The following is a 26,028-nucleotide window of genomic DNA, read 5'->3' on the forward strand; positions in this document are numbered from 1 at the left end:
GGGAAATCCTTACACCCGTTCGGTGCCGCGCTTGCCGAACAGCCCGTTCGGCATGAAGAGAAGGACGGCCAGGATGATGACGAAGGCCACCGCGTCCTTGTAGGCCGAGGAGATGTAGCCGGCGCCCAGCGCCTCGGCGATGCCGACGATCAGCCCGCCGGCCACCGCGCCCGGCCCGTGGCCGAGGCCGCCCAGCACCGCGGCGGTGAAGCCCTTCAGCCCCAGCATGATGCCCATCTCGGTGTAGGAGAAGGTGATGGGGGCGACCACCGCACCACCGACCGCGCCAAGCGCCGCCGACAGCGCGAAGGAGGCGAGCACCACCCGCTTCACGTCGATGCCGACCAGCTGTGCCGCCAGCCGGTTGTGCGAGGTGGCGAGGATCGCCTTGCCGGTCAGCGTCCTGGCAAAGAACAGACCGATGGCGACGATCAGCACGCCGGCCGTTCCCACCACCCACAGCGACTGCGGCTGCATCGAGGCGCCCAGGACCTGGATCGGCGTCTCGCCCGAAAAGGCGTCCAGCCGCTTGAAATCCTTGCCCCAGACCAGCTCGGCGACGCCGCGCAGGAAGATCGACGCGCCGATGGTGATGATGATCAGCGTGACGGTGGAGGCGTTGCGGGCGCGTTCGACCGCGAATTTCGCCACTAATACGCCCACCAGCATGGCGCCGCCGCAGCCGATCAGGATCGCCAGCGGCAAGGGCACGCCCGACGCGGTCAGGGTGGCCGACGCCATGCCGCCGATCATGATGAACTCGCCCTGGGCGAAGTTGATGACGTGGCTGGCGTTGTAGATGATCGAAAATCCGAGCCCCGCCAGCGCATAGATCGCGCCGATGGTCAGCCCCGACAGCAGATATTGCAGCAGTTCCGCGAACATCGTTGGGTTCCTGATGTTCCTCTCCCGCGCACATCTCCCCCTCTCCCCCCCGGGGAGAGGGTCGGGGTGAGGGGGATGCACTGCGAGGATTCAGTAAAAAGCGGAGATTGCGCGGTTCTTGAGAATCCTCGCCACGCATCCCCCTCACCCTAACCCTCTCCCCGCTTTCGGCGGACCTGAGGTCCGCCTGTCGCGTCAGCGCAAACGAAGTTTGCGCGTGAGCGGGGGAGAGGGGATAACAGGGGATCGGCGCCTTACTTCACCAGCGCCCAATCGCCCTGCTTCACCTCCACCATGTGGAAGGCGTCCAGCGTCAGGCCCATATGGTCCTTGGCGCTCATGGTCACGGTGCCGCCGGTGCCGACATAGCCCTTGGTCTGCTCGATGGCGTCGCGCAGCTTGGCCTTGTCGGTGCCGCCGGCGCGCTTCACCGCGTCCAGCGCGATCATCAGCCCGTCATAGGCATGGCCGGCGAAGGTCGAGACCTCGGTGTTGAAGCTGTCCTCGTAGACCTTGGTGAACTCGGTCACGACCTTCTTCTGCGGATCGCTGTCGGCCAGCTGCGCGGCGACGACCAGACCGGCGGCCGGCAGGCGGACACCCTCGGCGGCACCGCCGGCCAGCCGGATGTACTCCTTCGACGCCACGCCGTGCGACTGGTAGAGCGGCAGCGCGATGCCAAGCTGGCGGTAATTCTTGGTCACCACCGCCGGGCCCTGGCCCAGGCCGAACACCAGCACCGCCTGGGCGGAAGCGTTGCTCTTGATCTTGGTCAGCTGCGCGGTGACGTCGGTGTCCTTGGCGCCATAGGTCTCGTCGGCGACCAGTTCGATCCCACGCTCCTTGGCGACGGCAACGGTCTGCTCGCGGCCCGATTTGCCGAAGCCGCTGTCCTCGGACAGCAGAGCCAGCTTGGTCAGCCCGCGCTTCTTCATGTCCTCCATCACCTTTTCCGCGGCCATGCGGTCGGTGTGCGGGGTCTTGAACACCCACTTCTTCACCGGCTCCACGATCACCACCGCGCCGGCCAGCGAGATGAAGGGCACGCCGGCCCGCTCCACCAGCGGCACCGCCGCCATGGTCGCCGCGGTCGTCGTGCCGCCGACGATCACGTCGACGCCGTCGCTCTCGATCAGGCGTTTGGTGAAGGAGGCGGCCTTGTCGGCGGCGCCGCCGTCGTCATAGACGGTCAGCTGCACCGGACGGCCGTCGACGCCACCCGCCTTGTTGATGCGGTCGGCATACAGCTCCAGCACCTTCTTCTCCGGATCGCCGAGGAAGGAGGCCGGGCCGGTGGCCGAGACGATGGCGCCGACCTTGATCGGGTCGGCGGCCTGGGCGGCCCCGGACAGCAGGCCGGACACCGCAGTCGTGGCGGTGAAAGCGGCAGTGAAAGCAATGGTGGCAAGCAGGCCTTTGCGCATCATGTCCTCCCGAGTGCTGCCCCGCTTGGAGCCGGACCGGGCGGCGGCCCGATTCCGGCGCTGCGGAACGATTTGCGTTGCATAATGTTTCAAACGAAATGGTTTCGGAAGAAAAATTTTGGCGGACGCAACCACAATCTAAGTACGGATGTTGCCGCCCGCCTCCCCTTTCCTTTGCGATCCCTCCGGCCTGGACCCAGGGAATCGTCATTTGGTTTTATGACACAGATTTCCTTTGAAGTTCCAACCTAGTGTATCACATTAATGATTGTCAAACGGAAAGTCCGGAAAGCCCGCTATCGAATGCCGGCCGGCTGGCCTGCACTGTCGTGGGACTGGCCCAACCGGCTCCGGGTTTCGTATACAACTCCCTCGCTCCACCCGACTTCGCTTCACCTCCACTGCAAGCCGCACCGACAAGGACGCCCCCACCGCATGGCTCGCCCGCGCCGCCCCGAAGACCTTGCCGCCCAGCTGACCGAGACCATCGCGCCGCGGGCGAAGTCGCTGATCATCACCGTCTATGGCGATGCGGTGCTGCCGCATGGCGGATCGCTGTGGCTGGGCAGCCTGATCGAACTGATGGACCGGTTCGGGATGAGCGAGCGGATCATCCGCACCTCGGTCTTCCGGCTGTGCAAGGACGACTGGCTGACCAACACCCAGATCGGCCGGCGCAGTTTTTACCGTGTCACCGACAGCGGGAAGGAACGCTTCGCCGCGGCCGAACGGCGGATCTACGCCCCGCTGGCGCGCGAATGGGACCGCGGCTGGGACCTGCTGATGGTGCCGCCCAACGCGCTGGATGCCGAGACGCGCGACGCCCTGCGGCGGGAGCTGACCTGGCAGGGCTTCGGCGCCGCATCGGCCACCGTCTATGCCCATCCCAACTGCGACGAGGCGGCGATGCACCGGTCGCTGGCCGAACTGGGGGTCGCCGACAAGATCGTCCACATGAAGGCCAGCCTGGACCGGACGGAAGGGTTCGGCGCACTGCGCGATCTGGTGCGCGGCTGCTGGGACATCGACCAGCTCGAACACGACTATGCGGCGTTCCTGGATCACTTCCGTCCGGTCTGGGCGGCGATCGACGCCGCCGAGGCGCCGGACCCCGCCGCCTGCTTCGTCCTGCGCACGCTGATGATCCATGATTTCCGCCGCATCCTGCTGCGCGACCCGATGCTGCCGCCCGACCTGCTGCCGGCGGACTGGCCGGGCCAGGAATCGCGGATGCTGACGCGCAATCTCTACCGCCGCCTCGCCGGCCCGTCGGAATCCTTCCTGATGCAGGCGGCGACCACCGCCAATGGCCCGCTGCCCGACGCCCAGCCCTCCTTCCACGGCCGCTTCGGCGGACTGGAGAGCGTCACGGCCGGCTGACGCCCGGTCTTTTGATACCCAAACACCGATAAAAATCCGCTTTGCGAACGAATTGATCTGGATCAATTCGGTGCATTCGCACGTATTCCTTTTGAAATCAGATGGTTAATAGAATTCATCCCAGCCGACAACGTGATACAGGAATTGTTGATAATGCAAAATTCTTGTGTCATATAAAGACCACAGGGCGCCGATGGTAATGTGAGCGCCCGCGGAATGCTCCCGGAGGAAACGCCCCCATGTCCAAGGACTACACCCCCATCGCCAACACGATGGAGTTGCCCCCCGCCACGCCGCAGCCGAACGTCTATCCGCTGTCCTGGGTGTCGCAGACCAAGAAGCTGGAAGAGGTTTATGCCGCCGCCCAGCGCGAGAACTGGGACCCGGCCAAGCTGCCCTGGGACAGCTTCGACGTGTCGCGCTACAGCTGGGAGGAACGGGAAGCCATCGCCTATTGGTGGACCATCCTGTCGGTGTTCGACGCGTCGGCCCCGCCGGTCTTCGCCCATGCGCTGATCAAGACCTACGAGGTGCATGAGGAGGACCCCGTCCGCCGCTGCTTCTTCTCCGTCACCCGTGACGAGCAGAACCACGAGCAGATGTGCGGCCTGGCGATCACCAAGCTGCTGGAAGCCACCAGCCCGCTGACCTATGAGCCCAAGACCGATCTCGGCCGCCGGCTCCAGAAGAACGCCCATTGGCTCTACTACAATGGCGGGCGCTATTGGGACGGCTACAAGAAGGCGGTTCCGAAATACTCGCTGGCCGTGCTGTTCAGCTCCTTCCTGATGGGCGAGATCGCGGCGGCGACCATCTTCCACCAGATGGCGGCCGGCTGCAGCGAGCCGGTGTTCAAGGAGGCCTTCCGCAACATCGGCCGCGACGAAGGCCGCCACATGGCGATCTGCATGTCGGTGATGGAGCGCGACTATCCCCATCTGGCGGTGGAGGACCGGTCGATCATCACCAAGCAGATCCGCGCCGGCTACCTGTTCCTGTCCGCCGTGCTGTTCGAGCCGCCGCCCCAGTTCTGGGACCTGCCCGACGACTTCATCGCCACCCAGCGCGAAGCCGAGGCCATCGCCCGCAACGCCGGCTTCCACATCCCGGATTACGAGGCGAAGAAGGAGAACTGGCGCAACGCCATGCTGAACCTGAAGGGCGTGCTGGACCGCTACGGCATCCCCTTCCCGGCGATCCCGGAGGTCGGCATCACCGGCGAGGAAGTGCGGGACGTCGATATGGACGAGATCATTCCGGTGTTCTGACCAGGTCTGCCCGACCTTTCCTGTCTTCCCCCTCCCTCCCTCTCTATCGAGGGTCAGGGAGGGGGATTACATCCCAACGTCTCCAATCCCGCCCAAGGATCCCCCGGTGAGCCGCATCCGCCTCCACCCCTCCGGCCGCACGGTCGAGTGCCGTGACGGCGAGACCGTCCTGTCGGCGCTGGAACAGGCCGGCTACGCCCTGCCCAACAACTGCCGTGCCGGCGCCTGCGGCGAATGCAAGGTCAAGGTCCTCAGCGGCCAGTTCGACCAGGGCATGGTTCTGGACATGGCGCTGTCCCAGCCGGAGCGGAAGGACGGCTATGGCCTGATGTGCATGGCCAAGCCGATCTCCGACGAGCTGGTGATCGAATACGGCACCGCCGATGCCCAGCCCAAGCTGTTCCCGCCGCGCGAAAATGTGCTGTTCATCGTCACCGACCGCATCCCGCGCACACCGCGCATCGTGGAACTGCGCCTGCGCCCGCTGGGCCAACCGCTGCGCTACTGGCCGGGCCAGTATGTGATGCTGGGCGACGCATCGGCCGGTGCGCCGCCGCGCTGCTATTCCATCGCCAACGCGCCCCGTCCCGATGGCGAGATCGTGCTGCAGGTGACCCGCGTCGACGGCGGGCCGACCAGCACCTGGATCCACGACACGCTGACGGTCGGCAGCATGGTCAAGCTGTCCGGCCCCTACGGCACCTTCATCGGCGACCCGTCGGTGGACAGCCCGGTGCTGTGCATGGCCGCCGGCTCCGGCCTCGCCCCCATCCTGGCGCTGACCGACGCGGCGCTGCGCCGCGGCTACCGCCCGCCGGTGACGCTGCTGTTCTCCGCCTGCACGCTGGCCGACGTGTATGAGATGGGGCTGCTCAGCTACTGGCAGGCCAAATACCGCAACTTCAAGGTCAAGGTGACGCTGACGCGCGAAGAGGCCGCCGGCCATCTGACCGGCCGCATCCCCGCCATACTGCCCGGCTTGTTCCCCGACCTGTCCGGCCATGCCATCTTCACCGCCGGCAGCCCGGCCTTCGTCGAGTCCTGCGTCACCGCCGCCCGGGCACTGGGCGCCAGGGACGACCAGATCCACAGCGAAGGCTATGTCTCCCAGCACATTCCGGAAACGCTGCCGGCCGACCGGCTGATGGCGGTGGGGTAACGGGAAACAGGCCCCTCACGCCTCGCGGACACCAGCGATGAAACCGTCGATCTCGCGGGTCAGATCCTTGGACTGCCCGGCCAGAGCGGCGGCGGCGGCGAGCAGCTGGTCGGCCGCCGCCCCGGTTTCGCCGGCGCCCGCCCGGATGTTGCCCATGCCGCCGCTGACCTCCTGCGCCCCGTCCGCCGCCCGGATCACGCTGCGGGCGATCTCCTGGGTCGCCGCCGCCTGCTGATCCACCGCCGCGGCGATGCCCGAGGCGATACGGCTGACTTGGGCGATGGTCTCGCTGATGCCATGGACGGCGGTCACCGCCTCCTGCGTGGCGTCGCGGATGCCCTTGATCTGGCCGACGATGTCCTCGGTCGCCCTGGCGGTCTGGTTGGCGAGGCTCTTCACCTCCGACGCCACCACGGCGAAGCCCTTGCCGGCTTCACCGGCCCGCGCCGCCTCGATTGTGGCGTTCAGCGCCAGCAGGTTGGTCTGGCCGGCGATCGAGTTGATGAGTTCCACCACGGCACCGATCCGCTCCGCACTGTCCGCCAGGACGGCGACCGCCTCGTCGGCCCGCTTGACGTCGGACACCGCGGCGTCGGCTATACGGGCTGAGTCCGCCACCTGCCGGCCGATGTCCTGCACCGAAGCGGACAGCTCCTCCGTCGCCGCGGCGGCGGTCTGCACGCTGTCGGCGGCAGCGCTGGCGGAAGCAGCCACCTGTTCCGACCGGTCGAGGCTCTGGTCGGCAATGCCGGTCAGGGCGCGGGCGGTCGATTCGAGCTGCTGGGCGGAGGAGGCCAGCGCCCCGGTCAGGCCGCCGACCCGATGCTCGAAGGTCTTCTGCAGATCGGCCAGCGCCGCGGCGCGGGCTTCCTTGGCATGCCAGTCGGCCTGCTGCTGGCGATCGAGTTCCCTGGCCCGGACCAGCCCCTCCTTGAACACCTCGACGGCGCGGGCCATGCCACCGGCCTCGTCGTCGCGGTCCGCACCCGGCACCGCCACCTCCAGATCGCCGGCCGCCAGCCGGTCCATGGCGCCGGTGACGGCGGTGACCGGCCGGGCGATGCCATCGCCGACCCTCCAGGCGACCAGACAGCCCAGCAAGACGCAGCCCAGGCTGACCAGCACGGTCAGCCGGGTCAGCCGGTTCGCATCGGCCATCACGCTGGATTGCGGCGCCGCCACCAGGAAGGACCAGGCGCCCTCCGCACCGGAGAAACGGACCGGGGCCAACCGCAGATAGTGCGGTGCGCCGGCCAGCGTGACGATCCCGTCGAAGGCCCGCCCTTCGGCGACGGCGCGGCGGGCGGCCTCCGGAAGATCGTCGGCGGGCTTCGACAGCCTGCCGCCGTCGGGATGGGCGACATAGAGGCCGGACCCGGTCAGCACCGCGGCAAAACCATCGCCATAGGGCTTCACCGAGCGGACGAGGTCGGTCAGGCCGGTCAGCGCCATGTCGACCCCGGCGACGCCGATCACCCGGCCGCCGCCGGCCGGCCCATCCATCACCGGCGCCGCCGCACTGGTCATCAGCCGCTTGGTGAGGTCGTCGAGATAGGGCTCGGTCAGCACCGGCTTCCGCGCGGCGGCGGCCGACTTGTAATATTCCTTCTCCTGCACGTCCGCGAAGGGATAGCCCTCGCTGTCGTCGGCCTGCACCCCCTTCCCGCCTGGCAGCCACAACAGGCTCATCCGGCCGGTCTTGGGCAGGCCGAGGATCTCGGTGGAGCGGTCATGGTCGGCGAACGCGGCATCCCGGCCGTCGAAGCCGTCGTCGGCCATGTCGACCCAGACCCCGGCATAGAGCGGGTTGGCTTCGGCGACACGGCGCAGGTAGCGGTTCACCGTTTCGCGCCGGGGGGTTCCGGTCGACCGTTCCACCTCCACAAGTGCAGCGGCTGCCCGGGCGGCGTCGAGCGCCGCGGAGAGATCGGCGGCGACCTGCGCCCCATGATGGTCGGCCATCTCGGCGGCCAGGGTCTGGGCGGCCTTGTGCCCGGCGTCGCGCGACAGGGTGAGAGACACCGCCGTCACCGCGGCGGTACCCGCCGCCAGAACCGCCGCCACACCGATGATGATCTTCGTCCTGAACCGAGCCTTCATGCCGCACGCCTTCGTTCGGTCCGCCAAATGTTCTGGAGTGAACACAAGACGGCGCCAAATAGGGATAAGGGGCGGCACCTTATAATCGATAACGATTGGAAGGCACGTCAATTCTCGGGACTGCGCGGCATGCGGCTCAACCGCAATCCGGTTTTCAGACTTGTTGGCGATGCCAATCAAGCCGGCCGGTCGATATTGCTGCAACCGCGAAAAAAGACGCCGACGAAGCAATCGCATGCTCCGCCGGCGTCTTTCCCACAACCTCAAATCAGTCGAACGGCGCTGTGGATGCCCTGTTCACGCCCCTTCGTACAGCACCACCTGCTGATCGATGGCGCCGAACACGCTGGCGCCGTCCTTGTCGAACAGCTCGATCCGCACGCGGTCGCCGAAGCGCATGAAGGGGGTCTTCGGCGCGCCATGCTCGATGGTCTCGATCATCCGCAGCTCGGCGAGACAGGAATAGCCGACGCCGCCGGCCGTGACCGGCTTGCCGGGGCCGCCGTCGAGCTTGTTCGACACCGTTCCCGAGCCGACGATGCTGCCGGCCGCCAGATGACGGGTTTTGGCGGCATGCGCGATCAGCGTCGGGAAGTCGAAGGTCATGTCGACCCCGGCATCCGGGCAGCCGAAGGGCTCGCCGTTCAACGTCGTCACCAGTGGGCGGTGCAGCTTGCCGCCGTCCCAGGCCTCACCCAGCTCGTCCGGCGTCACCGCGACGGGGGAGAAGCTGGAGGCCGGCTTGGACTGGAAGAAGCCGAAGCCCTTGCCCAGCTCCGCCGGGATGAGGTTGCGCAAGCTGACGTCGTTCACCAGCATCAGCAGCCTGATCTGCCCGCGCGCCGCCTCGGTCGAAACGCCCATCGGCACGTCACCGGTGATCACCGCGATCTCCGCCTCGAAATCGACGCCCCAGGCTTCGGTCGCCGCCGGGATCGGGTCGGTCGGGGCCAGGAAGCCGTCGGAACAGCCCTGATACATCAGCGGATCGGTCCAGAAGCTGGGCGGCATCTCCGCACCGCGCGCCTTGCGGACCAACTCCACATGGTTGACGTAGGCCGACCCGTCCGCCCACTGGTAGGCGCGCGGCAGCGGCGAGGCCGCCGCTGCCGGGTCGAAGGGCCGGCCGGCCGCCGGATCGGCGTTCAGCGCGCGATAGGCCTCCTCCAGCTTCGGCGCCAGCGCCGTCCAGTCGTCCAGCGCCGCTTGCAACGTGCGGGCGATCTCCGGCACCGGGATGGCACGGGTCAGGTCGCGCGACACCACGACCAGGGTGCCGTCGCGCCCGCCCGCCTTCAAACTTGCCAACTTCATTGGTCTCTTCCCTTCCTTGGAATTCAGCGTCCGGCGACCTTGATCCTTGTTTCCGGGTGGCCGCTCATTTCGCCTTCCAGCTGTCGGCGTAGCCGCCCCATTCGACGCCGTCCATCGCCTGATAGACATCCAGCGGATCGCGGGTGTCGATCATCACCGCAACCTCGTCGGTCTCCTTGCGCTCGAACTTCTGCGCCACCTCATAGGCCTTCGGATGCGGCCCGTGCGGGAAGCCCGAGGGGTGGTAGGTGACCATGCCGGGATGGATGTTGTCGCGCGAGAAGAACTGTCCGCGGTGATAGAACAGCACCTCGTCGAAATCCTCGTTCGAGTGGTAGTAGGGCAGCTTCAGCGCCTCCGGATCCGACTCGATCGGCCGCGGCACGAAGGTGCAGACGATGAAACGCCCCGCGATCCAGGTGCTGTGCGCCGACGGCGGCAGATGGTAGCGGTGGCTCATCAGCGGCCGGATGTCGCGCCAGTTCAGCCGCACCGGCGCCAGATCGCCGTGCCAGCCCACCGCGTCCAGCGGGTTGAACGGATAGGTCATGGCGCAGAGCTGCCCGCGCTTCTTCACCCGCACCAGGGTCTCACGCTCGTGCTTCTGCGCCTGGAAGGCGTCGTCCAGCGCCGGGACGTCCAGCACCGCCGGGTCGAAGATGGCGTGGGTACCGACCAGCCCCTTGTGCGGCAGCTTGTAGGCGTCTCCGGTGGCCTCCACCATCAGCACCATCACCGCCTCGTCGGTCTCCAGCCGCCAGCAGGTGTTGCGCGGCAGCACGACATAGTCGCCTTCCCGCACCTCAAGATGGCCATAGTCGCAATAGAGATGGCCGCCGCCCTGGTGGAAGAACAGCAGGTCGTCGCCGTCGGCGTTGCGGACGAGATGGTCCATCCTGCCCTTGAAGCGCCACAGCCGCACCTGGGTCGACCCGTTGCCCATCAGGGCCGGCGCCTCCAGCGGACTGTTGGGCATATGGTCGAGATGATTCAAATCGAAGGCACGCGGTCGCAGCGGCCCGTCGAAGCTGGTCCAGCCTGTCGGCGGATGGGCGTGGTGCATCTGGGTCGCCGGGCCGAAGAAGCCCTCGCGCCCCAATTCGCGTTCATAGGTGCCGGCGGGGAGCCGGACATGGGCCTGGCGCGACGCGGTGCCCTCGACCTTCGGAAACGAAATCCAGTTCTTCATGGCGCTTCCCCCTCTATGCCGCCGGACGCGCCGACATCGCGCGCAACGGCAGGCTTGTTCCGTTGCCGCCATTTTAGTTTCGTTTGAAACTGTTGCAAGAGCCAAATTACAGCGCAGGATGGGGCAGCCGCGACACTCCCCTACAGACGATGCCCCGCCGATGCCGCCTGCCCGCCGTTCCCGCACCGCATCCTCCAGAACCACCTCAGGCAAAGCCGCCTCAGGCCCGGCGGAACTGCCGGCGCTGCATCTGACGCGTTTCCTGCCCTACCGGCTGTCGGTGCTGGCCAACACGGTCAGCCACACGCTGGCCAAGCTGTACGAGAAGCGGTTCGGCATCACGATTCCGGAATGGCGGATCATCGCCGTGCTGGGCGGCGGCGAGACGATGAGCGCGGGAGAGATCGCGCAACGCACGGCGATGGACAAGGTGCAGGTCAGCCGCGCCATCAGCCGCATGCTCGATTCGGCATTGATCCTGCGCGAATCGGGCGACACCGACCGTCGCAAGGCCCTGCTGACCCTGACGCCCAAGGCGCTGGCGATCTATGCGGAGATCGTGCCGATGGCGCTGACCTATGAGGAAGAGGTCACCGACGCCCTGTCGATCGACGAGCGGGCGCAGCTCGACACCCTGCTGTCGAAGCTGCAAGCCCGCGCCGACCAACTGGCCGCCCGCCCGGCGCCGGTGGGGGCGCGGGCGGCAGCGGAGGCAGTGGCGGAGGCAGTGGCGGAGGCAGGGAACGAGTAAGGAAGCGGGGCTCAGCCCCCCTTCACCTTGTGCAGCGGCTGGCCGGTGCCGGCATCGACGCGGCCACGGCCCGGCTCCTCCGCCTCCAAAGGTGCACAGGCGACCATGGTGGCGAGCGAGCGGCGGGCGAGGCGCTGGTATTCCTCCGTCCCCTCCGACTTCCAGGCGACCTCGTCGGGACGCAGCTCGCGCACCACCTTGGCCGGCAGGCCGGCCACCAGCGTGCGCGGCGGCACGACGAAGCCGGCCTTGATGAAGGCCATGGCGGCGACGATCGACTCCTCGCCGATTTCCGCCCCGTCCATCACCACCACATTCATGCCGACCAGCGCGTTGCGACGGACGATGCAGCCGTGCAGCACCGCGCCATGGCCGACATGACCGTCCTCCTCGACGATGGCGTCATGACCGGGAAAGGCGTGGAGCGTACAGTTGTCCTGCACATTGCTGCCCTTGTGCAGGACGATCCTGCCGAAATCGCCGCGCAGGCTGGCGCAGGGGCCGACATAGCAGCCCGGCCCGACCACCACGTCGCCGATCAGCACGGCGGAGGGATGGACGAAGGCGGTCGGGTCGATGACGGGAATCACGCCATCGATGGCATAGACGGTCGGGCGCGGCAGGGTGGGATCGGTCATGATCGGACTTTCCTCGGTGTCGCCGACCGGAGTTCCTGGTCCGGCCTTTTCCGGCGAGGCTACACCGCCGCGCGCTGTACGCGATACTGATTTTCCGTCATAGTAATCATACCTGTATCGCTTCCGGGATGTTCTCTCCGCCCCTCAGGATCAGGGCTTGATTGGTATCAAATGAAACTGTATCGTTGGCAACCATAACGGTTCACCCAAGCCGGCCCGCCGCGCGCCCATATGCCGGAGCGCTCGGCCAAAATGTCCGATCACGGTTTCCGGGGGAGGAAACGCTCAATGCATGCGACCTTCAGCTATCCGAAATACAGCTTCACACCCTCCGACGAACAGCGCAGCGGAACCGTCCGGCGCCATCCGGTGGTGATCATCGGCGCCGGCCCGGTCGGACTGACCGCGGCGCTCGACTTCGCGCGCAAGGGCGTTCCGGTGGTGGTGCTCGACGCCGAAGACACCGTCAGCGTCGGCAGCCGCGCCGTCTGCTATGCAAAGCGCGCGCTGGAGGTGTGGGACCGGCTGGGCGTCGGCCAGCGCATGATCGACAAGGGTGTGGTGTGGAAGATCGGCAAGGTCTTCAACGGCGACCGCATGGTCTACCAGTTCGACCTGCTGCCGGAGCCGGATCACAAGATCCCCGCCTTCATCAACCTCCAGCAATATTACCTGGAGGATTTCCTAGTTTCGGAAGCCCTGAAAAGCGACCTGATCGACCTGCGCTGGCTGTCCCGCGTCATCTCGGCCAAGCAGGAGGCCGACCATGTCCTGCTTCAGGTGGAGACGCCGGACGGCGTCCATGCGGTGGAGGCAGGCTGGGTCATCGCCTGCGACGGCGCCAAGTCGTCGGTGCGCAAGATGCTGGGGCTGGAATTCCAGGGCGAGGTGTTCAAGGACCGCTTCCTGATCGCCGACGTGGTGATGAAGGCCGATTTCCCGGCGGAGCGCTGGTTCTGGTTCGACCCGCCCTTCCACCGCAAGCAGTCGGCGCTGCTGCACATGCAGCCCGACAATGTCTGGCGCCTGGACTTCCAACTGGGCTGGGATGCCGACCCGGAGGAGGAGAAGAAGCCGGAGCGCGTCATTCCGCGCGTCCAGGCGATGCTGGGCGCCGACACGCCGTTCGAACTGGAATGGGTGTCGGTCTACACCTTCCAGTGCCGCCGGCTGGAGCGCTTCCGCCATGGCCGCATCCTGTTCGCCGGCGACAGCGCTCATCAGGTCTCGCCCTTCGGCGCGCGCGGCGCCAACAGCGGCGTGCCCGATGCCGACAATCTGGTGTGGAAGCTGGCGCTGGTGCTGGACGGCAAGGCGCCGGAGTCCCTGCTGGACAGCTACAGCGACGAACGGGTGGCGGCGGCGAAGGAGAACATCCTGAACTCCACCCGCTCCACCGACTTCATCACGCCGAAAAGCGAGATGAGCCGTGTCTTCCGCGACGCCGTGCTTGAACTGGCCGTCGACCAGCCCTTCGCCCGCTCGCTGGTCAATTCCGGCCGGCTGTCCACCCCCACAACCTATGGCGACAGCCCGCTGAACACGCCCGACCGCGACGCTTTCGCCGGAAAAATGGTGCCGGGGGCCCCCGCCACCGACGCGCCGGTGGAGCGTGACGGCCATGCCGGCTGGCTGATGGAGGCGCTGGACGGCCGCTTCACCGTGCTCTACACCGCCGCCAGCGACGAAACGGGCGGACCGGTCCCGGCAGAGGTGGCGGAGGCGCTGGACAGTCTCGCCGCCGGGCCGCTGCCGCTGGCGTGGCATGCGGTGACCGAACGGCGCCGTGGCATCGCCGGGGAACTGGTCGACAGCGCCGGCCGCCTGCGCGAACGCTACGACCTGACGCCGGGCTGCGTCTACCTGATCCGCCCCGACCAGCACATCGCCGCCCGCTGGCGCCGCTTCGACGCCGCGGCGCTGTCCGCCGCGCTGGAACGCGCGGTTGGCCGCGCAGTTGGTCGCTGATTCCCCGATATTTCCGGAGCCCTTCCCATGGCCAGACTGATGACCGAGCAGCGCTTCGCCAGCCCGGACGATGTGTACCAGTTGCTGATCGACAGCCATCGCGACCTCACTCCCGAGCAGAGCACCCGCCTGAATGCCAAGCTGATCCTGCTGCTCGCCAACCACATCGGCGACGCGGAGGTTCTGGCCGAAGCGCTGCGCGTGGCACGGCAGGGGGTGGAGTAAGGAGAGAGGCCGGGGGGCAATCACCGGCCCCCCACCCACCTCCCCGCTGACGCCAAGCACAAGATGGCGTACAAAGGCGCAAGAGCCCTTCCCCTCGCGGAGACTGCGCCAGTCATGATCCTGCGCCGCCTGTTCGCCCTGCTCTTCCTGCTGCTGTGCTCCGGTCCCGCCCTGGCTGAAGGGCTGACGCAATCGGCGCTGTCGATCCCCGCCCGCTTCCCCGACGGCAGTTCCGCCATGCTGGAGGCGATGGTGCTGCGGCCGGACGGCCCCGGACCCTACCCCATCGCCATCCTCAGCCACGGCGCGCCGCGCAACCCGGCTGACCGGACACAGATGACGCCGCTGCGCTACCTGCCCGAAGCGCGCGAGTTCGCCCGGCGCGGCTGGGCGGTGGTGACGGTGATGCGGCGCGGCTATGGCGGATCGGACGGCCCCTACAGCGAGTCGACCGGCCCCTGCGACAACCCCGACTACATGCGGTCCGCCCGCCAGAGTTCGGAGGATCTGCGGCAGGCCATCCGCTATGTCGCTGGCCAGCCCTTCGCCGACGCCAGCCGCATCCTGGCGGTGGGCGTGTCGGCCGGCGGCCTCGCCAGCGTCGCACTCAGTGCCGATCCGCCTCCGGGGCTGAAGGCGGTCATCAGCTTCGCCGGCGGCCGCGGTTCGGTCGCCGACAATCAGGTCTGCGTGGAGGACCGGCTGGTCGGCGCCTTCGGCACCATGGGTCGCAGTTCCCGGGTTCCCACCCTGTGGATCTATTCGGAAAACGACCTGTTCTTCGGCCCCGACCTCGCCCGGCGCATGTGGGCGGCCTTCACCCAGTCGGGCGGCCGGGCCGAGTTCATCGCCGCTCCCCCGAACGGCAAGGACGGGCATGGCTTCTTCAGCGCCGCCATCCCGGAATGGACCCCGATGGTCGACCGTTTCCTGACGAACAACGGGCTGGCCCAGCGCGGCACGCCGATCGCGCTGTCGCTGCCGGCACTGCCGCCGCCGCCGGAACTGTCGGCTGCCAACCGGGCCAAGTTCCCCGCCTATGTCGAAGCCGGCGGCAACAAGGCCTTCGCCGTGTCACCCGACGGCGCTTATGGCTGGAAGTCCGGCATGCGCAGCCTCGACGAGGCGCAGAAGGGCGCGCTGGAAACCTGCATGTCGCACAGCCAGAAGGGCTGCCGCATCGCCTATCTCAACGACCGGCCGGCGGGCGCCGGCGCCGACATGGCGGCTGCGGCACCGATGGCCCCCCCGCAGCAGGGTCCGCGCAGCACGCGTGTCCGCCTGGAGCCGCCGCCGGAACTGTCGGACTCCGGACGCGAGAAGTTCGACGCCTATGTCTCGGCGGCCGGACGCAAGGCCTTCGCCGTGTCGCAGGACGGCGCCTTCGGCTGGAAATCCGGGATGTCCAGCGAGGACGCCGCCCGCCGCGGCGCGCTCGACAACTGCGCCAAATTCACCCGCCACACCTGCTATGTCGTGATCGTCGACGACCAGCCGCTGCGGTGAGATACCGCCTCATGCCGCTCCATACCGACAAATGAAAAGGCCCGTCCGGTATCCCGGACGGGCCTTTTCCGTAACGTCCCCCCGGCGTCAGCGCGGGGCCAGCACCATGATCATCTGGCGGCCTTCGAGCTTCGGCATCTGCTCGACCTTCGCCAGTTCGTCCAGCGCGTCGCGGACGCGGACCAGCACATTCATACCCAGATCCTGGTGCGCCATCTCGCGGCCGCGGAAGCGCATGGTCACCTTGACCTTGTCGCCTTCCTCAAGGAAACGGCGCGCCGAGCGCATCTTCACGTCATAGTCGTTGTCATCGATGTTCGGCCGGAGCTTGATCTCCTTGACCTCGATGATCTTCTGCTTCTTGCGGGCCTCGTTCGCCTTCTTCTGCGCCTCGTACTTGAACTTGCCATAGTCGAGGATTTTGCAGACGGGCGGTTCGGCCTGGGGAGCGACCTCGACCAGATCGAGACCGGCATCCTCGGCAGCCAGCAGAGCATCACGCAACGACACCACCCCGATCATCTCGCCATCTGCGCCGACGAGACGAACGGAACGAGCCGATATCTCCCGGTTAACCCGCGGTCCATCGCGGGTCGGGGCGGCTTCGGACGGGATCCTGGCTATGGACGCTTCTCCATGGTCTGAAACCACGCGGAAACCGGCCGTCCAGAGGAGCGGCCGGCGGCGTCGCGCGGTCGGTTAAAACGGCGAATCGGTCGCGGTCTCGCCGGCCGGCGATCTCGCTTCCTCCACCAGTTTAGCCACCGCCGCGTCGAGGGCAAGAATTTCCTGATCCTTGCCACCCAGCACGCGCAGCGCGACCGTACGCTCTTCCGCTTCCCGCTTTCCGACAACCAGCATCAGGGGAACCTTCTGCAGGCTGTGCTCGCGGACCTTCAGATTGATTTTCTCGTTGCGGGTGTCGAGTTCGACGCGCAGGCCCTTGCTCTTCAGCAGCTTGGCGACTTCCTCGGCATAGCCGTCGGCCTCGCTGGTGATGGTGGCGACGGTCACCTGGACCGGCGACAGCCACAGCGGGAACTTCCCAGCGTAATGCTCGATCAGCATGCCGATGAAGCGCTCCATCGAGCCCAGGATGGCCCGGTGCAGCATGATCGGCCGATGGCGGGCGCCATCCTCGCCGATATAGCTGGCATCGAGCCGTTCCGGCAGGTTCGGATCATACTGCAAGGTGCCGCACTGCCAGGTCCGGCCGATGGCGTCGGTCAGGTGGAACTCCACCTTCGGGCCATAGAAGGCACCCTCGCCCGGCAGCTCCTCATACTCCAGCCCGGCGTCGCGCAGCGCCTGGGCCAGCGCGCCCTCGGCGCGGTCCCACAGCTCGTCGGCACCGGTGCGGACGTCCGGACGCAGAGCCAGCTTCACCGAGATCTTGTCGAAGCCCAGGTCGCGGTAGACGCCGAGCTGCAGCTTGAAATACTCGGCCGCCTCGCTCTGCACCTGGTCCTCGGTACAGAAGATGTGGGCGTCGTCCTGGGTGAAGGCGCGGACGCGCATGATGCCGTGCAGCGCCCCCGACGGCTCGTTGCGGTGGCAGGCGCCGAACTCCGCCATGCGGATCGGCAGGTCGCGGTAGGAGCGCAGGCCATGGCGGAAGATCTGGACATGGCCGGGGCAGTTCATCGGCTTGATGCCCAGCAGCTTCTCGCCGCCGTCGGCCTCCACCTTGAACATGTTGTCGCCATACATGTCCCAGTGGCCCGACGCCTTGAACAGCGAGCTGTCGATCAGCTGCGGCGTCTTCACCTCGACATAGCCGGCCGACTTCAGCTTGGTGCGGATGTAGGTTTCCAGCGTCCGGTAGAGCGTCCAGCCCTTCGGATGCCAGAAGACCGAGCCGACCGCCTCCTCCTGGACATGGAACAGGTCGAGTTCCTTGCCCAGCTTGCGGTGGTCGCGCTTCTCCGCCTCCTCGATCTGGTGCAGGTAGGCCTTCAGCTCCTTCTCGTCGCGCCAGGCGGTGCCGTAGATGCGCTGGAGCATCGGGTTGCGGCTGTCGCCGCGCCAATAGGCGCCGGCCACCTTCATCAGCTTGAAGCCCTGGCCGACCTTGCCGGTGGTCATGGCGTGCGGTCCACGGCACAGATCCAGCCAGTCGCCCTGGCGGTAGATCGACACCGGTTCGCCCTGCGGGATCGCCTCGATCAGCTCGGCCTTGTAATGCTCGCCGAGCTTCTTGAAGTAGGCGACCGCCTCGTCGCGGTCCCAGACCTCGCGGACGATCGGGATGTCGGCCCCGACGATCTCGCGCATCTTCGCCTCGATCTTCTCCAGATCCTCGGGCGTGAACGGCTCTTCACGCGCGAAGTCATAGTAGAAGCCGGTGGCGATCGACGGGCCGATGGTGACCTGCGTGCCGGGATAGAGCTTCTGCACCGCATCGGCCAGCACATGGGCGGCGTCGTGGCGGATGACCTCGAGAGCGTCGGCGTGGTTGCGCGTGACGATCTCGATCTTGGCGTTGGTAGTGACGGTGGTGGTGAGGTCCTTCACCGTGCCGTCGATCTTGACGGCAAGCGCATCTTTGGCCAGGCGCGAACCGATCGACTGGGCAATCTCAAGCCCCGTCACCGGCCGGTCGAACTCCCGCACGCTGCCGTCGGGCAGCGTGATGGCGATGTTGGACGTCACCGAAGTCACCATTTCACTAGTGTTGGTCTCACCCGCATCGGGTGCCCGGACTCGGCCGGGAACGCGAAATTTCCATCGCCGCGTGGGGGAATGTCAAGCGCGGCGGGGGAAATCAAGGGTATGGACAGGCCAACGCTGCATTGCCGCCACAACTCGGCATTGGTCCCATGCGGACAGCTGCCTCCCCCTCACTCCGGCTTCCGGCTCAGCCGCGGTTCGCCGAACAGATAGCCCTGGCCGAAGTCGAAGCCGGTGTCGAGCACGTCGACCAGCTGGTTCTCCGTCTCGATCTTCTCGACGATCAGGTCGATGCCCTCGGCGGCGCAGCGGTGGCGAAGCTCGCGGATGCGTGCGGCGTTGGCGGGATCCAGCACCAGGGCGCGGTCCAGCTTGATGCAGCGGAACTCGTGGCGCAGCAGCCGGTCGAGGTCGATGGAAAGGTCCGTCACCTGATCCATCGAGAAGCGGAAACCCAGCCGCGCCAGCTGGGACAGGATGCCCATCGTCACCGCCCCGCCGGCGCGCAGGTCATGCTGGCTCAGCTCGAACAACAGCTTGGGCACCAGGGCATGGTTCTGCGCCATCATGTTCAGGAACTGGCGCATGAACTCCGCATCGGCCAGCGTCGCGGCGGAGATGTTGGCGAAGAAGCCGATGGCGTGCTGGCGCCGCTCCGTCTCGCGGATCAGCTGGACGCAGCGGACCAGCAACAGATTGTCGATGGTGGAGATCAGCCCTTCGCGCCCGGCGATGTCGAGATAGCGGTCGGGCATGATCTGATGCCCGTCGGCGGCCCGCACGCGCGAGAACACCTCGTAGAAGCGGTGCTTGCGCTGCGGCAGGCTGACAATGGGCTGGAGATAGACGTCGATGCGGTCGGCCTTCAGCGCGTCGCGCACCGCCTCCAGCACCGCCGCATCGTCCATCGGGACCGGCGCGGAGGGAGCGGCGGCGCCAAAGGGCGAGCCAGAAGGCGCCGCAGAGTGTGTGGCGGGTGGCGGCGGATGGCGCTCCGCACTCGCGGCCGGCGGGCGGGGAGCGCGCCGCTCGGTCAGGCGGGCGACCAGCGATTGCAGAAGCTTCACCTCCTGCATCACCGCATCGTAGCGGACGGCACCGTCAGGCTGTGCACCGGAGTCGGTGGCAAGCCGCTGCTCCAGCAGCTGGGCCAGCTCCTCCACCCGCTCGTTCAGGCCGGCGATGCGGCGGGTGGCCTTGCGCTCGCGCTCCAGCCTTGTCACCACTTCATGCGCCAGCGCGCCGGCCAGCACCACGAGGGCGCCCACCAGCCACGCCACCAGCGGATCGGCCTCCGGGCGCAGCGCCCACAGCGCCGCCCCGGCCGCAACCCCGGCGATCAGATAGGCCAGCGCATAGACGAGGTGCGTCAGCAGGGTCATCGCGGGAACCAGGGTGGTGGGAACGGCCGCGGTGGAGACGGCGGTTCCGAGGCGAAGATCGGCGGTCAGGGCCTTCACGGCTGCGCGGCCTCCGGCAGGAGCATGACACCGAACCGTGGCGGGCTCCTCACTGTCGGGAGACCCGCTTGACGATCCGTTAATGCTACGCCCCTGCCTCTCGCATCCTGCGCGGCCTCGGTGCTGATCCCTCAGCGGTGATCCTTCAGCGGTGATCGGCCCCCACCGCCTCGGCGACCGAGCGGAAACCGTCGCGGCGCAGCAGTTCCGCCAGTTCGCGGCGGATGCGGTGGACCACCGCCGGCCCGGCATAGACCATCGCCGAATAGAGCTGCACCAGCGAGGCGCCGGCCCGGATCTTGGCATAGGCGTCCGCGCCCGTCGCCACCCCGCCCACCCCGACGATCGGCAGCTTGCCGCCGGTCAGCGCGTAGATCTCGCGCAGGACGGAGGTGGAGGCCTCGAACAGCGGGGCGCCGGACAGGCCGCCCGCCTCGCCGCGCATCGCCGCCGGGATGCTGTCGGGCCGGGCGATGGTGGTGTTGGAGACGATCAGCCCGTCGATGCCGCTCTCCAACGCCACCGCGGCGATGTCGCTCTTGTCCTCCACCGTCAGATCGGGGGCGATCTTCAGCAGCAGCGGCGGATTGCGGGCCAGTCCGCAGGAGGCCCGCGCTTCCAGCACCCGTTCCAGCAGGGCCCGCAGCGGGTCGCGGCCCTGGAGCGCGCGCAGGCCCGGCGTGTTGGGCGAGGAGACGTTGACGACCAGATAGTCGGCCAGCGGCGCCAGCCGGCGCACGCCGATCACGTAATCATCGGCGGCGTCGACGGTGTCCTTGTTCTTGCCCAGGTTGGCGCCGACGATGCCGGGCGCCCGTTTGCCGGAGTCGCGGCGACGCTCCAGCCGCTGGGCGAAGGCCTCCAGCCCCTCGTTGTTGAAGCCCATTCGGTTGATGACCGCCCGCTGCCCGATCAGCCGGAACAGGCGGGGGCGCGGATTCCCCGGCTGGGGCCGCGGGGTGACGCTACCGGGTTCGACGAAGCCGAAACCCAGATTCAGCATGGCGTCGACCACTTCGGCATTCTTGTCGAAACCGGCGGCCAGCCCGACCGGGTTGGCGAAGTCCATCTCCCACACCCGGGTGTGCAGCGCCGGCTCGTCCTTGCCGCGGGCCGGCGGGACCAGTCCGGTCTTCAGCGCCTTGATGGTCAGGCCATGCGCGGTCTCGGGGTCGAAGCGGAACAGCAGCGGCCCGGCAAGCGGATAGAGGTCGATCACGGAACGAGGTCCTGAAGGGTGAAGGGAAAGCCGGCGGGGAAGACATGGTGCCCGTCCGGCCCCAGCGGCAGCGGATCGACACGCAGCACGGCATCCACCGGCAGCGGTCCGTAAAGATGCGGGAACAGCTGCCCGCCGCGCGACGGCTCCCAGCGCAGGGCGTCGCCCAGCCGGTCGGCGTCCACCGTCAGCAGCAGCAGGCCGTCCTGGCCGGCGCGATGCTTGGCGGCACTCTCCACCACCTGTGCGGCGGTCGAAAAATGGATGAAGCCGTCCTGGACATCCTGGGACGAGCCGGGATAGCGGCCGGCCGGGCGGGCGGCATCCCACTCGTCCGCGCGGCACATGTGGTGAATGATGCGGTCGGTCATGGCGGTGGGACACTAACGTAACGCGCGGCCAGCGGCCAGAGACCTCGACGCCGCAGTGTCGCAGCGCTCCGGAACCGCACCGCTCTGCTCTGTGGAACACAACGCTGGATCGCTTTTCCGAATGCAATTCCGCACGCTTCGCGCGTTGCATTTTGCAAAGCACACCCGAAACTATTCGGCATTTTGCGGGTATTTTTGAAGTTTGCCGGAGATGTGCTGCGCCGGATCGGCGTCTTTCCCCGCGCAACTCCCGCGATTCCCGGGACTTGGGCTGCCGCCAGCGGTTGGCACCGCTTTTGCTGTGACAGTTCCAAGTCAACGGAGGACCCGCCATGAACGCGATTTCCATGAGCCTGATGAAGAAGACCAAGTCCTGCGACACGGATCTCGGCGGTTCCCTGGGCGCGTCGATCACCGCGATGGGCGCGCTGTGCGAGCCGGGTCAGACCGCGGTCCCGCTGAAGCCGAGCGCCACCATGCTGGCTGCCGGTGCGCGGGCCGGCGGCGTGTCGGTGGAAATCGCCTGGAAGATCTACCAGGCGATGATCCACCACGCCGACTGAGCCGGCCACCCCTCAGCGCCGTCCGCCTTCAAAGGGCATGAAGCCCGAATCGAGCTTGGTCTCGATTCGCAGGAGATGGTCGGTCAGGCGCTGCTCCACGTCCTTGAGCGTCGCGAAGGACACATAGGTCTTCGCGACCTCCAGCTTGTATGCGGCCAGGCCCTCGCGCACCTGCGCCTGGGCCTCCTCCGCCCGGTTGCGCAGATCGTCCAGCGCGCTGTCGGCATCCCTGCGCACCCGCGCGATCAGCCAGAACAACCCGCCCATCGCCGGCAGCTCGACCGCGGTGATCCACCAGGCGAGATCAAGGCCTCCAGTCAGGGCATCATGCATCGGGGTCTCCCGTTCCTTGTGATGTGAGGAAAACTCAAAGTTCCCAGTCCGCCGGCGCCACCATGGCACCGGCACCGCGCCAGTCGGGCCGGCGCTCGGGCGCGGCCGTGCAGCGGTCGAAGCGGTAGGGTTCTGCCCCCAGGCAGCCGGCGACCGCATCCAAACCGTCATCGGGTCCGCGATAGCGGCCATCCGGGCGCCAGTCGCGCATTTCGCGGATCAGCGGCGTCCCCCAGACCTGCCGATGGGCCAGCAGGCGGCGGTCGGCGAGCAGGGCGTCGAAGGCCTTGATGATACGCTCCGCCTTGGGCGTGCGGCTGTTCTGCTCGACAACCCCGGCGGCCAGCCGGTCATCGCGCAGCCGCTTGCGCAGCAGTCCGGGCAGGAAACGGCCGAGCCCATTGATCTCGATGTGGACCGCCGGCAGATGGTTGTCGGCCAGGAAGCGGGAGACCTGCCGGCATTGCTGGTCGGCCTCGGTGTCCTCCGCCCTGGGATCGACGGCCAAGTACTGCACCCGGTGCAGGTAGAACCGCTCGTTCTCCCCGGCGAAGACCGCGGCGACCACACTGCCGTCGCCGCCTTTCGACCTGCCGTCCGCTTCCCCCGCCGGCCGGGCGAAGGCCGGGTCCCACCAGCAGGTGGCCGATAGCAGCCTCACCCCATCCAGCGTCAGAACGGCGCGGCCCAGCGCCTCGCGATACTCCAGCTCCGCGTCGTAGCGGCCGAGCTTGCCGACATCCAGCACCCCGTCGGTGACGCTGACCGGGCGCAGCAGCATCTGGCTGGTGAACTTGTTCGGGCCGGTGGATTTGCGGATGCGCGCGACATGGGCCTCGCCGAAGCGCTCCTTCCAGGTGTAGCTGCGGTTTCCTTCGGAATCCTCGGTGTAGACCGGCAGCACCAGCCGCTCGAACCCGTCCAGGAAGGGCGGGCTGCCGTCGTCGGTCTCCCCGGCATAGAGGCTGTCCTGCGCGTGCGGCGTGCCGACATAGAGCTGCGCCCCGCCCGGCACCAGCACATACTCCAGCTCCGACAGCCGTTCGCGCAGGGCCGCGCGCTTCACCGCGGTGTCGGCGTTGCGCGGCACCTCGACATCGTCGCAGATCACCACGTCGGCGCGGCTGCCGGTGATGTTGCCGCCGATGCCGGCCGCCGCCATCGACGGGTCGCGCAGCTCCATCGGCCGTACCACGGTGAAGCGGTCGGCCGCCCACTGGTCGCGCTCCCTGGTGGGCGGCTTCAGATGGCCGCAGTCGGGATGACGCTCCAGGATGCGTTTGACGTTGCGCACCATCTTCATCGCCAGCTTCAGGTCCGCGGCCAGCACCAGCAGCCGGCGGTTGGGATCGCGCAGCAGCAGCCAGGCCGCGAACAGCCCGACCAGAGTCGATTTGCCGGATCCACGGAAGGCCATCAGCAGCATGCGCCGGTTCTGCCCGGCCATATGATCCTCCAGCCAGCGCGCCATCCGCGCGTGGTGGGCCGGCGTCCTCAGCTCCACCATGGCGTTCCAGCCCTGGACGAAGGTGCCGAAGCCGTCATCGTCCTTTTCCGTCATGGGTTCCGCCCCAGGATGTGCCAGCCGGCACCGTTCGACATCGCCGTCACCGCATGGCCCTGCCCGGTCAGCGCAATGGCCTCGCTGTCCGGCCCGCCGCCGCCGGCTTGGGTGACGGTGACGCGGTTGCCGCCGGTGTCGGACTTCTTGACGGTGACCGCGCGCCCGACCGCATGGGGGGCCGACGGCGACGGCAGCCGCACCTCCACCGCCCCGTTCCAGGCGCTGACGAGATAGAGTTGCTGGTTCAGGTCCGGCTCGAACAGGCCGGGGGCCTCATGATAGTGGGCATTGCCGGGCTGGCTGTTGCCGGCGACGATCCACCAGCCGGCGCCGTTCGACACCAGCGTCACGAAGTCGTAGCGGTTGCCCAGCGACAGCACCCGCCCGTCCGGCCCCGGCCCACCGGTCTCGGTCACCGTCAGCGGGTTGATCGAGGCATCGGTGCGCTTGATCGTCACCGCGTGGCCGTTGGCGTCCTCGGCCTTCGGCAGACGCAACTCGACCGCCCCGCCAAAGGCGCTGGCCAGATAGACCGAACTGGTCAGGTCCAGCGCCACCACCCCGCCATGGGCCGGCTCCACATAGTCGGTGTCGTAGCGCAGGGCCTCCACCACCAGTTCGGTGACGCGGCTGCGCTGGAGCCTGTTCTTCTCGGGATAGCCGGCATTGACCGCCGTGTATTGCCCGCCCGAGCGGTCGAGGATCGCCGGTCCGGCGGCGGCGGAGAACAGGTTGACGACCGCCGTCTCGACCGACCCGGCATCCAGTTGCAGGTTCGGCAGCGCCCCCAGCGATTCGGCGTAGAAATTTACGATCAGCGTCTTGTCGGTGACGGCGCCGACGCGGAAACAGGCCTCCGCCTGCGACCACAGATTGGCTTCGCAGTCGAAGAAGGCGTTGTTGAAGCGTCCCTGCTCGACGAAGAAGCCGCAGCCGCTCATCGGCGCCGACAGCGAATAGACACGCACCGCGTGGAAGCGGTTGGCGTTGGGTGTGTCGCCGGCCCCCGTCCGTGTCAGCCACACGCCATGGCGCGACGGCCGCGCCACCAGCACGCGGGCGATGTTGTTCCAATAGCAGGGCAGGTTCGGGTCGATGTAACCGTCGAACAGCAGCCCGACCTCCGGTTCCCACAGCGTCAGGTCGATCAGACTGTTCTGCACGCAGGGGCCGTCGCGTCCGAACAGCCGCACTCCCGCCTTGCCCTGCTCCAACCGCAAGGCCGACAGGGTGGCGTAGCCGTCCGGCAGATGGATCAGGTCGAAGCCGTTCGACGCCCCCCGGATAACCGACGCCTGTCCCGCCCCGTAGAGCGTCTGGCCATGGCCGAGCGTCAGCGTGTTGATGATGCGGTAGGTTCCCGGCGGCACGAACACCGCGCGGGCGGAGGTCAGCGCCGCCTGCAAGGCGAGCGTATCGTCGACCAGCCCGTCGCCCACCGCGCCGAAATCCTTCACCGAAACGAGATCGGCCAGCTTGTCGCGCACCGGCCGGGCTGTCGCCCCGGCACCCGGCGGCACATAGGTCGCCAGCGCTTCCTCGTCGACCGGCGGGCGTACGGTGGGGTTGCCAACGCTGTCGAAGGCCAGCAGCTTGCCCTGGCGCAGACCGCGTTCCGGCAGCAGGGGAGAGGCCGGGAGGTCGCTGTCGCCATAGCGCAGCATCAGCTCCTGATCGCCCGCCACCTGCTGGAGCATTGCCGTCAGCCGGTCCAGTTCGCCATTGAGGGCGGCGGCCGGCAGGGGCCCGCTTTCGCCGAAGTCGCTGCGCCGTTCGATCGACAGGTGGCGGCGCAGCAGGACGATTGTCCCCTCCGGCGGAGCGGCGGCAAAGGTCACCGCCCCGCCGGCGCTGGCTCCGGCGCCGCCGACCGCATAGCCGGTGCTCTGAAGGGCGGCACCCAGGAAGACCTGGAGATCCTCGTCGGCGAAGATCGGAAACGGGTAGGTGAAGACCCGCTGCGCGCCGTCGGCAAGATACTGCACGCGCGGGGTGCCGCGTGGGATGAGAAGCGACGTGGACATCGGAGGGTCTCCGGTTG

At 67.7% G+C, this 26,028-nt stretch carries 22 protein-coding genes; 8 read left to right on the forward strand and 14 right to left on the reverse strand.

Going from position 1 to position 26,028, the window contains the following annotated elements; translation table 11 throughout:
• Positions 1-9: 9 nt before the first annotated feature.
• On the reverse strand, positions 10-885 hold the full coding sequence (locus E6C72_RS02285; RefSeq protein ID WP_109443202.1) for a branched-chain amino acid ABC transporter permease: 876 nt from the start codon (positions 883-885) through the stop codon (positions 10-12).
• Between the two features lie 254 nt (positions 886-1,139).
• Positions 1,140-2,309 (reverse strand): ABC transporter substrate-binding protein, encoded by a 1,170-nt coding sequence (locus E6C72_RS02295; protein ID WP_109443283.1) that lies wholly within the window; start codon positions 2,307-2,309, stop codon positions 1,140-1,142.
• Between the two features lie 435 nt (positions 2,310-2,744).
• On the opposite strand from E6C72_RS02295, the gene paaX reads away from it, so the two are divergent.
• From paaX to E6C72_RS02310, 3 genes are all read left to right on the forward strand, one after another.
• The gene (gene paaX, locus E6C72_RS02300; protein WP_109443203.1) at positions 2,745-3,689 is read left to right on the forward strand and encodes a phenylacetic acid degradation operon negative regulatory protein PaaX; all 945 of its coding nucleotides are present in this window, start codon (positions 2,745-2,747) and stop codon (positions 3,687-3,689) included.
• A 239-nt stretch (positions 3,690-3,928) separates the two neighbouring features.
• Positions 3,929-4,957, forward strand: coding sequence for a hypothetical protein (locus E6C72_RS02305; protein WP_085090207.1), 1,029 nt, complete (start codon positions 3,929-3,931; stop codon positions 4,955-4,957).
• 106 nt (positions 4,958-5,063) lie between these two features.
• A complete protein-coding gene (locus tag E6C72_RS02310; RefSeq protein ID WP_109443204.1) occupies positions 5,064-6,116 on the forward strand; it encodes a 2Fe-2S iron-sulfur cluster-binding protein in 1,053 nt (350 codons plus the stop codon).
• Between the two features lie 15 nt (positions 6,117-6,131).
• On the opposite strand, the gene E6C72_RS02315 is transcribed toward E6C72_RS02310, so the two are convergent.
• The 3 genes from E6C72_RS02315 to E6C72_RS02325 all read right to left on the reverse strand — a co-directional run bounded on the left by E6C72_RS02315 (position 6,132) and on the right by E6C72_RS02325 (position 10,719).
• Positions 6,132-8,216: a methyl-accepting chemotaxis protein gene (locus E6C72_RS02315; RefSeq protein ID WP_109443205.1), complete on the reverse strand. Its 2,085-nt coding sequence runs from the start codon at positions 8,214-8,216 to the stop codon at positions 6,132-6,134.
• 297 nt (positions 8,217-8,513) lie between these two features.
• Positions 8,514-9,530, reverse strand: a complete 1,017-nt coding sequence (locus tag E6C72_RS02320) for a fumarylacetoacetate hydrolase family protein (protein ID WP_109443206.1) — start codon at positions 9,528-9,530, stop codon at positions 8,514-8,516.
• Between the two features lie 64 nt (positions 9,531-9,594).
• Positions 9,595-10,719 (reverse strand): homogentisate 1,2-dioxygenase, encoded by a 1,125-nt coding sequence (locus E6C72_RS02325; RefSeq protein WP_109443207.1) that lies wholly within the window; start codon positions 10,717-10,719, stop codon positions 9,595-9,597.
• 160 nt (positions 10,720-10,879) lie between these two features.
• On the opposite strand from E6C72_RS02325, the gene E6C72_RS02330 reads away from it, so the two are divergent.
• The gene (locus E6C72_RS02330) at positions 10,880-11,470 is read left to right on the forward strand and encodes a MarR family winged helix-turn-helix transcriptional regulator (protein ID WP_109443208.1); all 591 of its coding nucleotides are present in this window, start codon (positions 10,880-10,882) and stop codon (positions 11,468-11,470) included.
• Between the two features lie 11 nt (positions 11,471-11,481).
• Here E6C72_RS02330 and E6C72_RS02335 read toward each other — a convergent pair whose 3' ends face one another.
• Positions 11,482-12,108 (reverse strand): transferase hexapeptide repeat family protein, encoded by a 627-nt coding sequence (locus E6C72_RS02335; protein ID WP_109443209.1) that lies wholly within the window; start codon positions 12,106-12,108, stop codon positions 11,482-11,484.
• 288 nt (positions 12,109-12,396) lie between these two features.
• Between E6C72_RS02335 and E6C72_RS02340 the strand changes: the two genes are divergently transcribed.
• The 3 genes from E6C72_RS02340 to E6C72_RS02350 all read left to right on the forward strand — a co-directional run bounded on the left by E6C72_RS02340 (position 12,397) and on the right by E6C72_RS02350 (position 15,807).
• On the forward strand, positions 12,397-14,076 hold the full coding sequence (locus E6C72_RS02340) for an FAD-dependent oxidoreductase (RefSeq protein WP_109443210.1): 1,680 nt from the start codon (positions 12,397-12,399) through the stop codon (positions 14,074-14,076).
• Between the two features lie 27 nt (positions 14,077-14,103).
• Positions 14,104-14,301, forward strand: coding sequence for a DUF2783 domain-containing protein (locus E6C72_RS02345; protein WP_109443211.1), 198 nt, complete (start codon positions 14,104-14,106; stop codon positions 14,299-14,301).
• A gap of 114 nt (positions 14,302-14,415) precedes the next feature.
• Positions 14,416-15,807, forward strand: a complete 1,392-nt coding sequence (locus E6C72_RS02350) for a CocE/NonD family hydrolase (protein ID WP_109443212.1) — start codon at positions 14,416-14,418, stop codon at positions 15,805-15,807.
• Between the two features lie 87 nt (positions 15,808-15,894).
• On the opposite strand, the gene infC is transcribed toward E6C72_RS02350, so the two are convergent.
• From infC to E6C72_RS02375, 5 genes are all read right to left on the reverse strand, one after another.
• On the reverse strand, positions 15,895-16,458 hold the full coding sequence (gene infC, locus E6C72_RS02355) for a translation initiation factor IF-3 (RefSeq protein WP_244442475.1): 564 nt from the start codon (positions 16,456-16,458) through the stop codon (positions 15,895-15,897).
• A 48-nt stretch (positions 16,459-16,506) separates the two neighbouring features.
• Complete coding sequence (gene thrS / locus E6C72_RS02360) at positions 16,507-18,471, reverse strand: threonine--tRNA ligase (protein WP_109443213.1); 1,965 nt, start codon at positions 18,469-18,471, stop codon at positions 16,507-16,509.
• Positions 18,472-18,647: 176 nt separating this feature from the next.
• Positions 18,648-19,937 carry an EAL domain-containing protein gene (locus E6C72_RS02365; RefSeq protein WP_247875967.1) on the reverse strand — a complete coding sequence of 430 codons (1,290 nt, stop codon included), beginning with the start codon at positions 19,935-19,937 and terminating at the stop codon, positions 18,648-18,650.
• Between the two features lie 145 nt (positions 19,938-20,082).
• On the reverse strand, positions 20,083-21,156 hold the full coding sequence (locus E6C72_RS02370; RefSeq protein ID WP_109443214.1) for a quinone-dependent dihydroorotate dehydrogenase: 1,074 nt from the start codon (positions 21,154-21,156) through the stop codon (positions 20,083-20,085).
• Positions 21,153-21,527: a DUF952 domain-containing protein gene (locus tag E6C72_RS02375; RefSeq protein ID WP_109443215.1), complete on the reverse strand. Its 375-nt coding sequence runs from the start codon at positions 21,525-21,527 to the stop codon at positions 21,153-21,155. The genes E6C72_RS02370 and E6C72_RS02375 overlap by 4 nt, the downstream gene beginning before the upstream one ends.
• Before the next feature lie 332 nt (positions 21,528-21,859).
• Between E6C72_RS02375 and E6C72_RS02380 the strand changes: the two genes are divergently transcribed.
• Entirely contained in the window at positions 21,860-22,090 is a 231-nt protein-coding gene (locus E6C72_RS02380; RefSeq protein WP_109443216.1) for a hypothetical protein, read from the forward strand.
• 12 nt (positions 22,091-22,102) lie between these two features.
• Here the strand turns inward: E6C72_RS02380 and E6C72_RS02385 are convergent, their stop codons facing one another.
• From E6C72_RS02385 to E6C72_RS02395, 3 genes are read right to left on the reverse strand one after another with little or no spacing between them, the layout of a single operon-like run.
• Positions 22,103-22,423, reverse strand: coding sequence for a hypothetical protein (locus E6C72_RS02385; RefSeq protein ID WP_109443217.1), 321 nt, complete (start codon positions 22,421-22,423; stop codon positions 22,103-22,105).
• 34 nt (positions 22,424-22,457) lie between these two features.
• Complete coding sequence (terL, locus tag E6C72_RS02390) at positions 22,458-23,984, reverse strand: phage terminase large subunit (RefSeq protein WP_109443218.1); 1,527 nt, start codon at positions 23,982-23,984, stop codon at positions 22,458-22,460.
• Positions 23,981-26,011 (reverse strand): glycosyl hydrolase family 28-related protein, encoded by a 2,031-nt coding sequence (locus E6C72_RS02395; RefSeq protein ID WP_109443219.1) that lies wholly within the window; start codon positions 26,009-26,011, stop codon positions 23,981-23,983. Before E6C72_RS02395 ends, terL begins: the two co-directional genes overlap by 4 nt.
• Positions 26,012-26,028 lie beyond the last annotated feature (17 nt).

Source organism: Azospirillum sp. TSH100, assembly GCF_004923295.1.
Lineage (GTDB): Bacteria > Pseudomonadota > Alphaproteobacteria > Azospirillales > Azospirillaceae > Azospirillum.

Coding starts and splice junctions, on each gene's coding strand:
- thrS (WP_109443213.1), bottom strand. CDS start 18,471: ATGGTGACTTCGGTGACGTCCAACATCGCCATCACGCTGCCCGACGGC.
- E6C72_RS02305 (WP_085090207.1), top strand. CDS start 3,929: ATGTCCAAGGACTACACCCCCATCGCCAACACGATGGAGTTGCCCCCC.
- E6C72_RS02345 (WP_109443211.1), top strand. CDS start 14,104: ATGGCCAGACTGATGACCGAGCAGCGCTTCGCCAGCCCGGACGATGTG.
- E6C72_RS02330 (WP_109443208.1), top strand. CDS start 10,880: ATGCCGCCTGCCCGCCGTTCCCGCACCGCATCCTCCAGAACCACCTCA.
- E6C72_RS02395 (WP_109443219.1), bottom strand. CDS start 26,011: ATGTCCACGTCGCTTCTCATCCCACGCGGCACCCCGCGCGTGCAGTAT.
- E6C72_RS02340 (WP_109443210.1), top strand. CDS start 12,397: ATGCATGCGACCTTCAGCTATCCGAAATACAGCTTCACACCCTCCGAC.
- terL (WP_109443218.1), bottom strand. CDS start 23,984: ATGACGGAAAAGGACGATGACGGCTTCGGCACCTTCGTCCAGGGCTGG.
- E6C72_RS02385 (WP_109443217.1), bottom strand. CDS start 22,423: ATGCATGATGCCCTGACTGGAGGCCTTGATCTCGCCTGGTGGATCACC.
- E6C72_RS02375 (WP_109443215.1), bottom strand. CDS start 21,527: ATGACCGACCGCATCATTCACCACATGTGCCGCGCGGACGAGTGGGAT.
- E6C72_RS02350 (WP_109443212.1), top strand. CDS start 14,416: ATGATCCTGCGCCGCCTGTTCGCCCTGCTCTTCCTGCTGCTGTGCTCC.
- E6C72_RS02315 (WP_109443205.1), bottom strand. CDS start 8,216: ATGAAGGCTCGGTTCAGGACGAAGATCATCATCGGTGTGGCGGCGGTT.
- E6C72_RS02285 (WP_109443202.1), bottom strand. CDS start 885: ATGTTCGCGGAACTGCTGCAATATCTGCTGTCGGGGCTGACCATCGGC.
- E6C72_RS02320 (WP_109443206.1), bottom strand. CDS start 9,530: ATGAAGTTGGCAAGTTTGAAGGCGGGCGGGCGCGACGGCACCCTGGTC.
- E6C72_RS02325 (WP_109443207.1), bottom strand. CDS start 10,719: ATGAAGAACTGGATTTCGTTTCCGAAGGTCGAGGGCACCGCGTCGCGC.
- E6C72_RS02335 (WP_109443209.1), bottom strand. CDS start 12,108: ATGACCGATCCCACCCTGCCGCGCCCGACCGTCTATGCCATCGATGGC.
- E6C72_RS02380 (WP_109443216.1), top strand. CDS start 21,860: ATGAACGCGATTTCCATGAGCCTGATGAAGAAGACCAAGTCCTGCGAC.
- E6C72_RS02295 (WP_109443283.1), bottom strand. CDS start 2,309: ATGCGCAAAGGCCTGCTTGCCACCATTGCTTTCACTGCCGCTTTCACC.
- paaX (WP_109443203.1), top strand. CDS start 2,745: ATGGCTCGCCCGCGCCGCCCCGAAGACCTTGCCGCCCAGCTGACCGAG.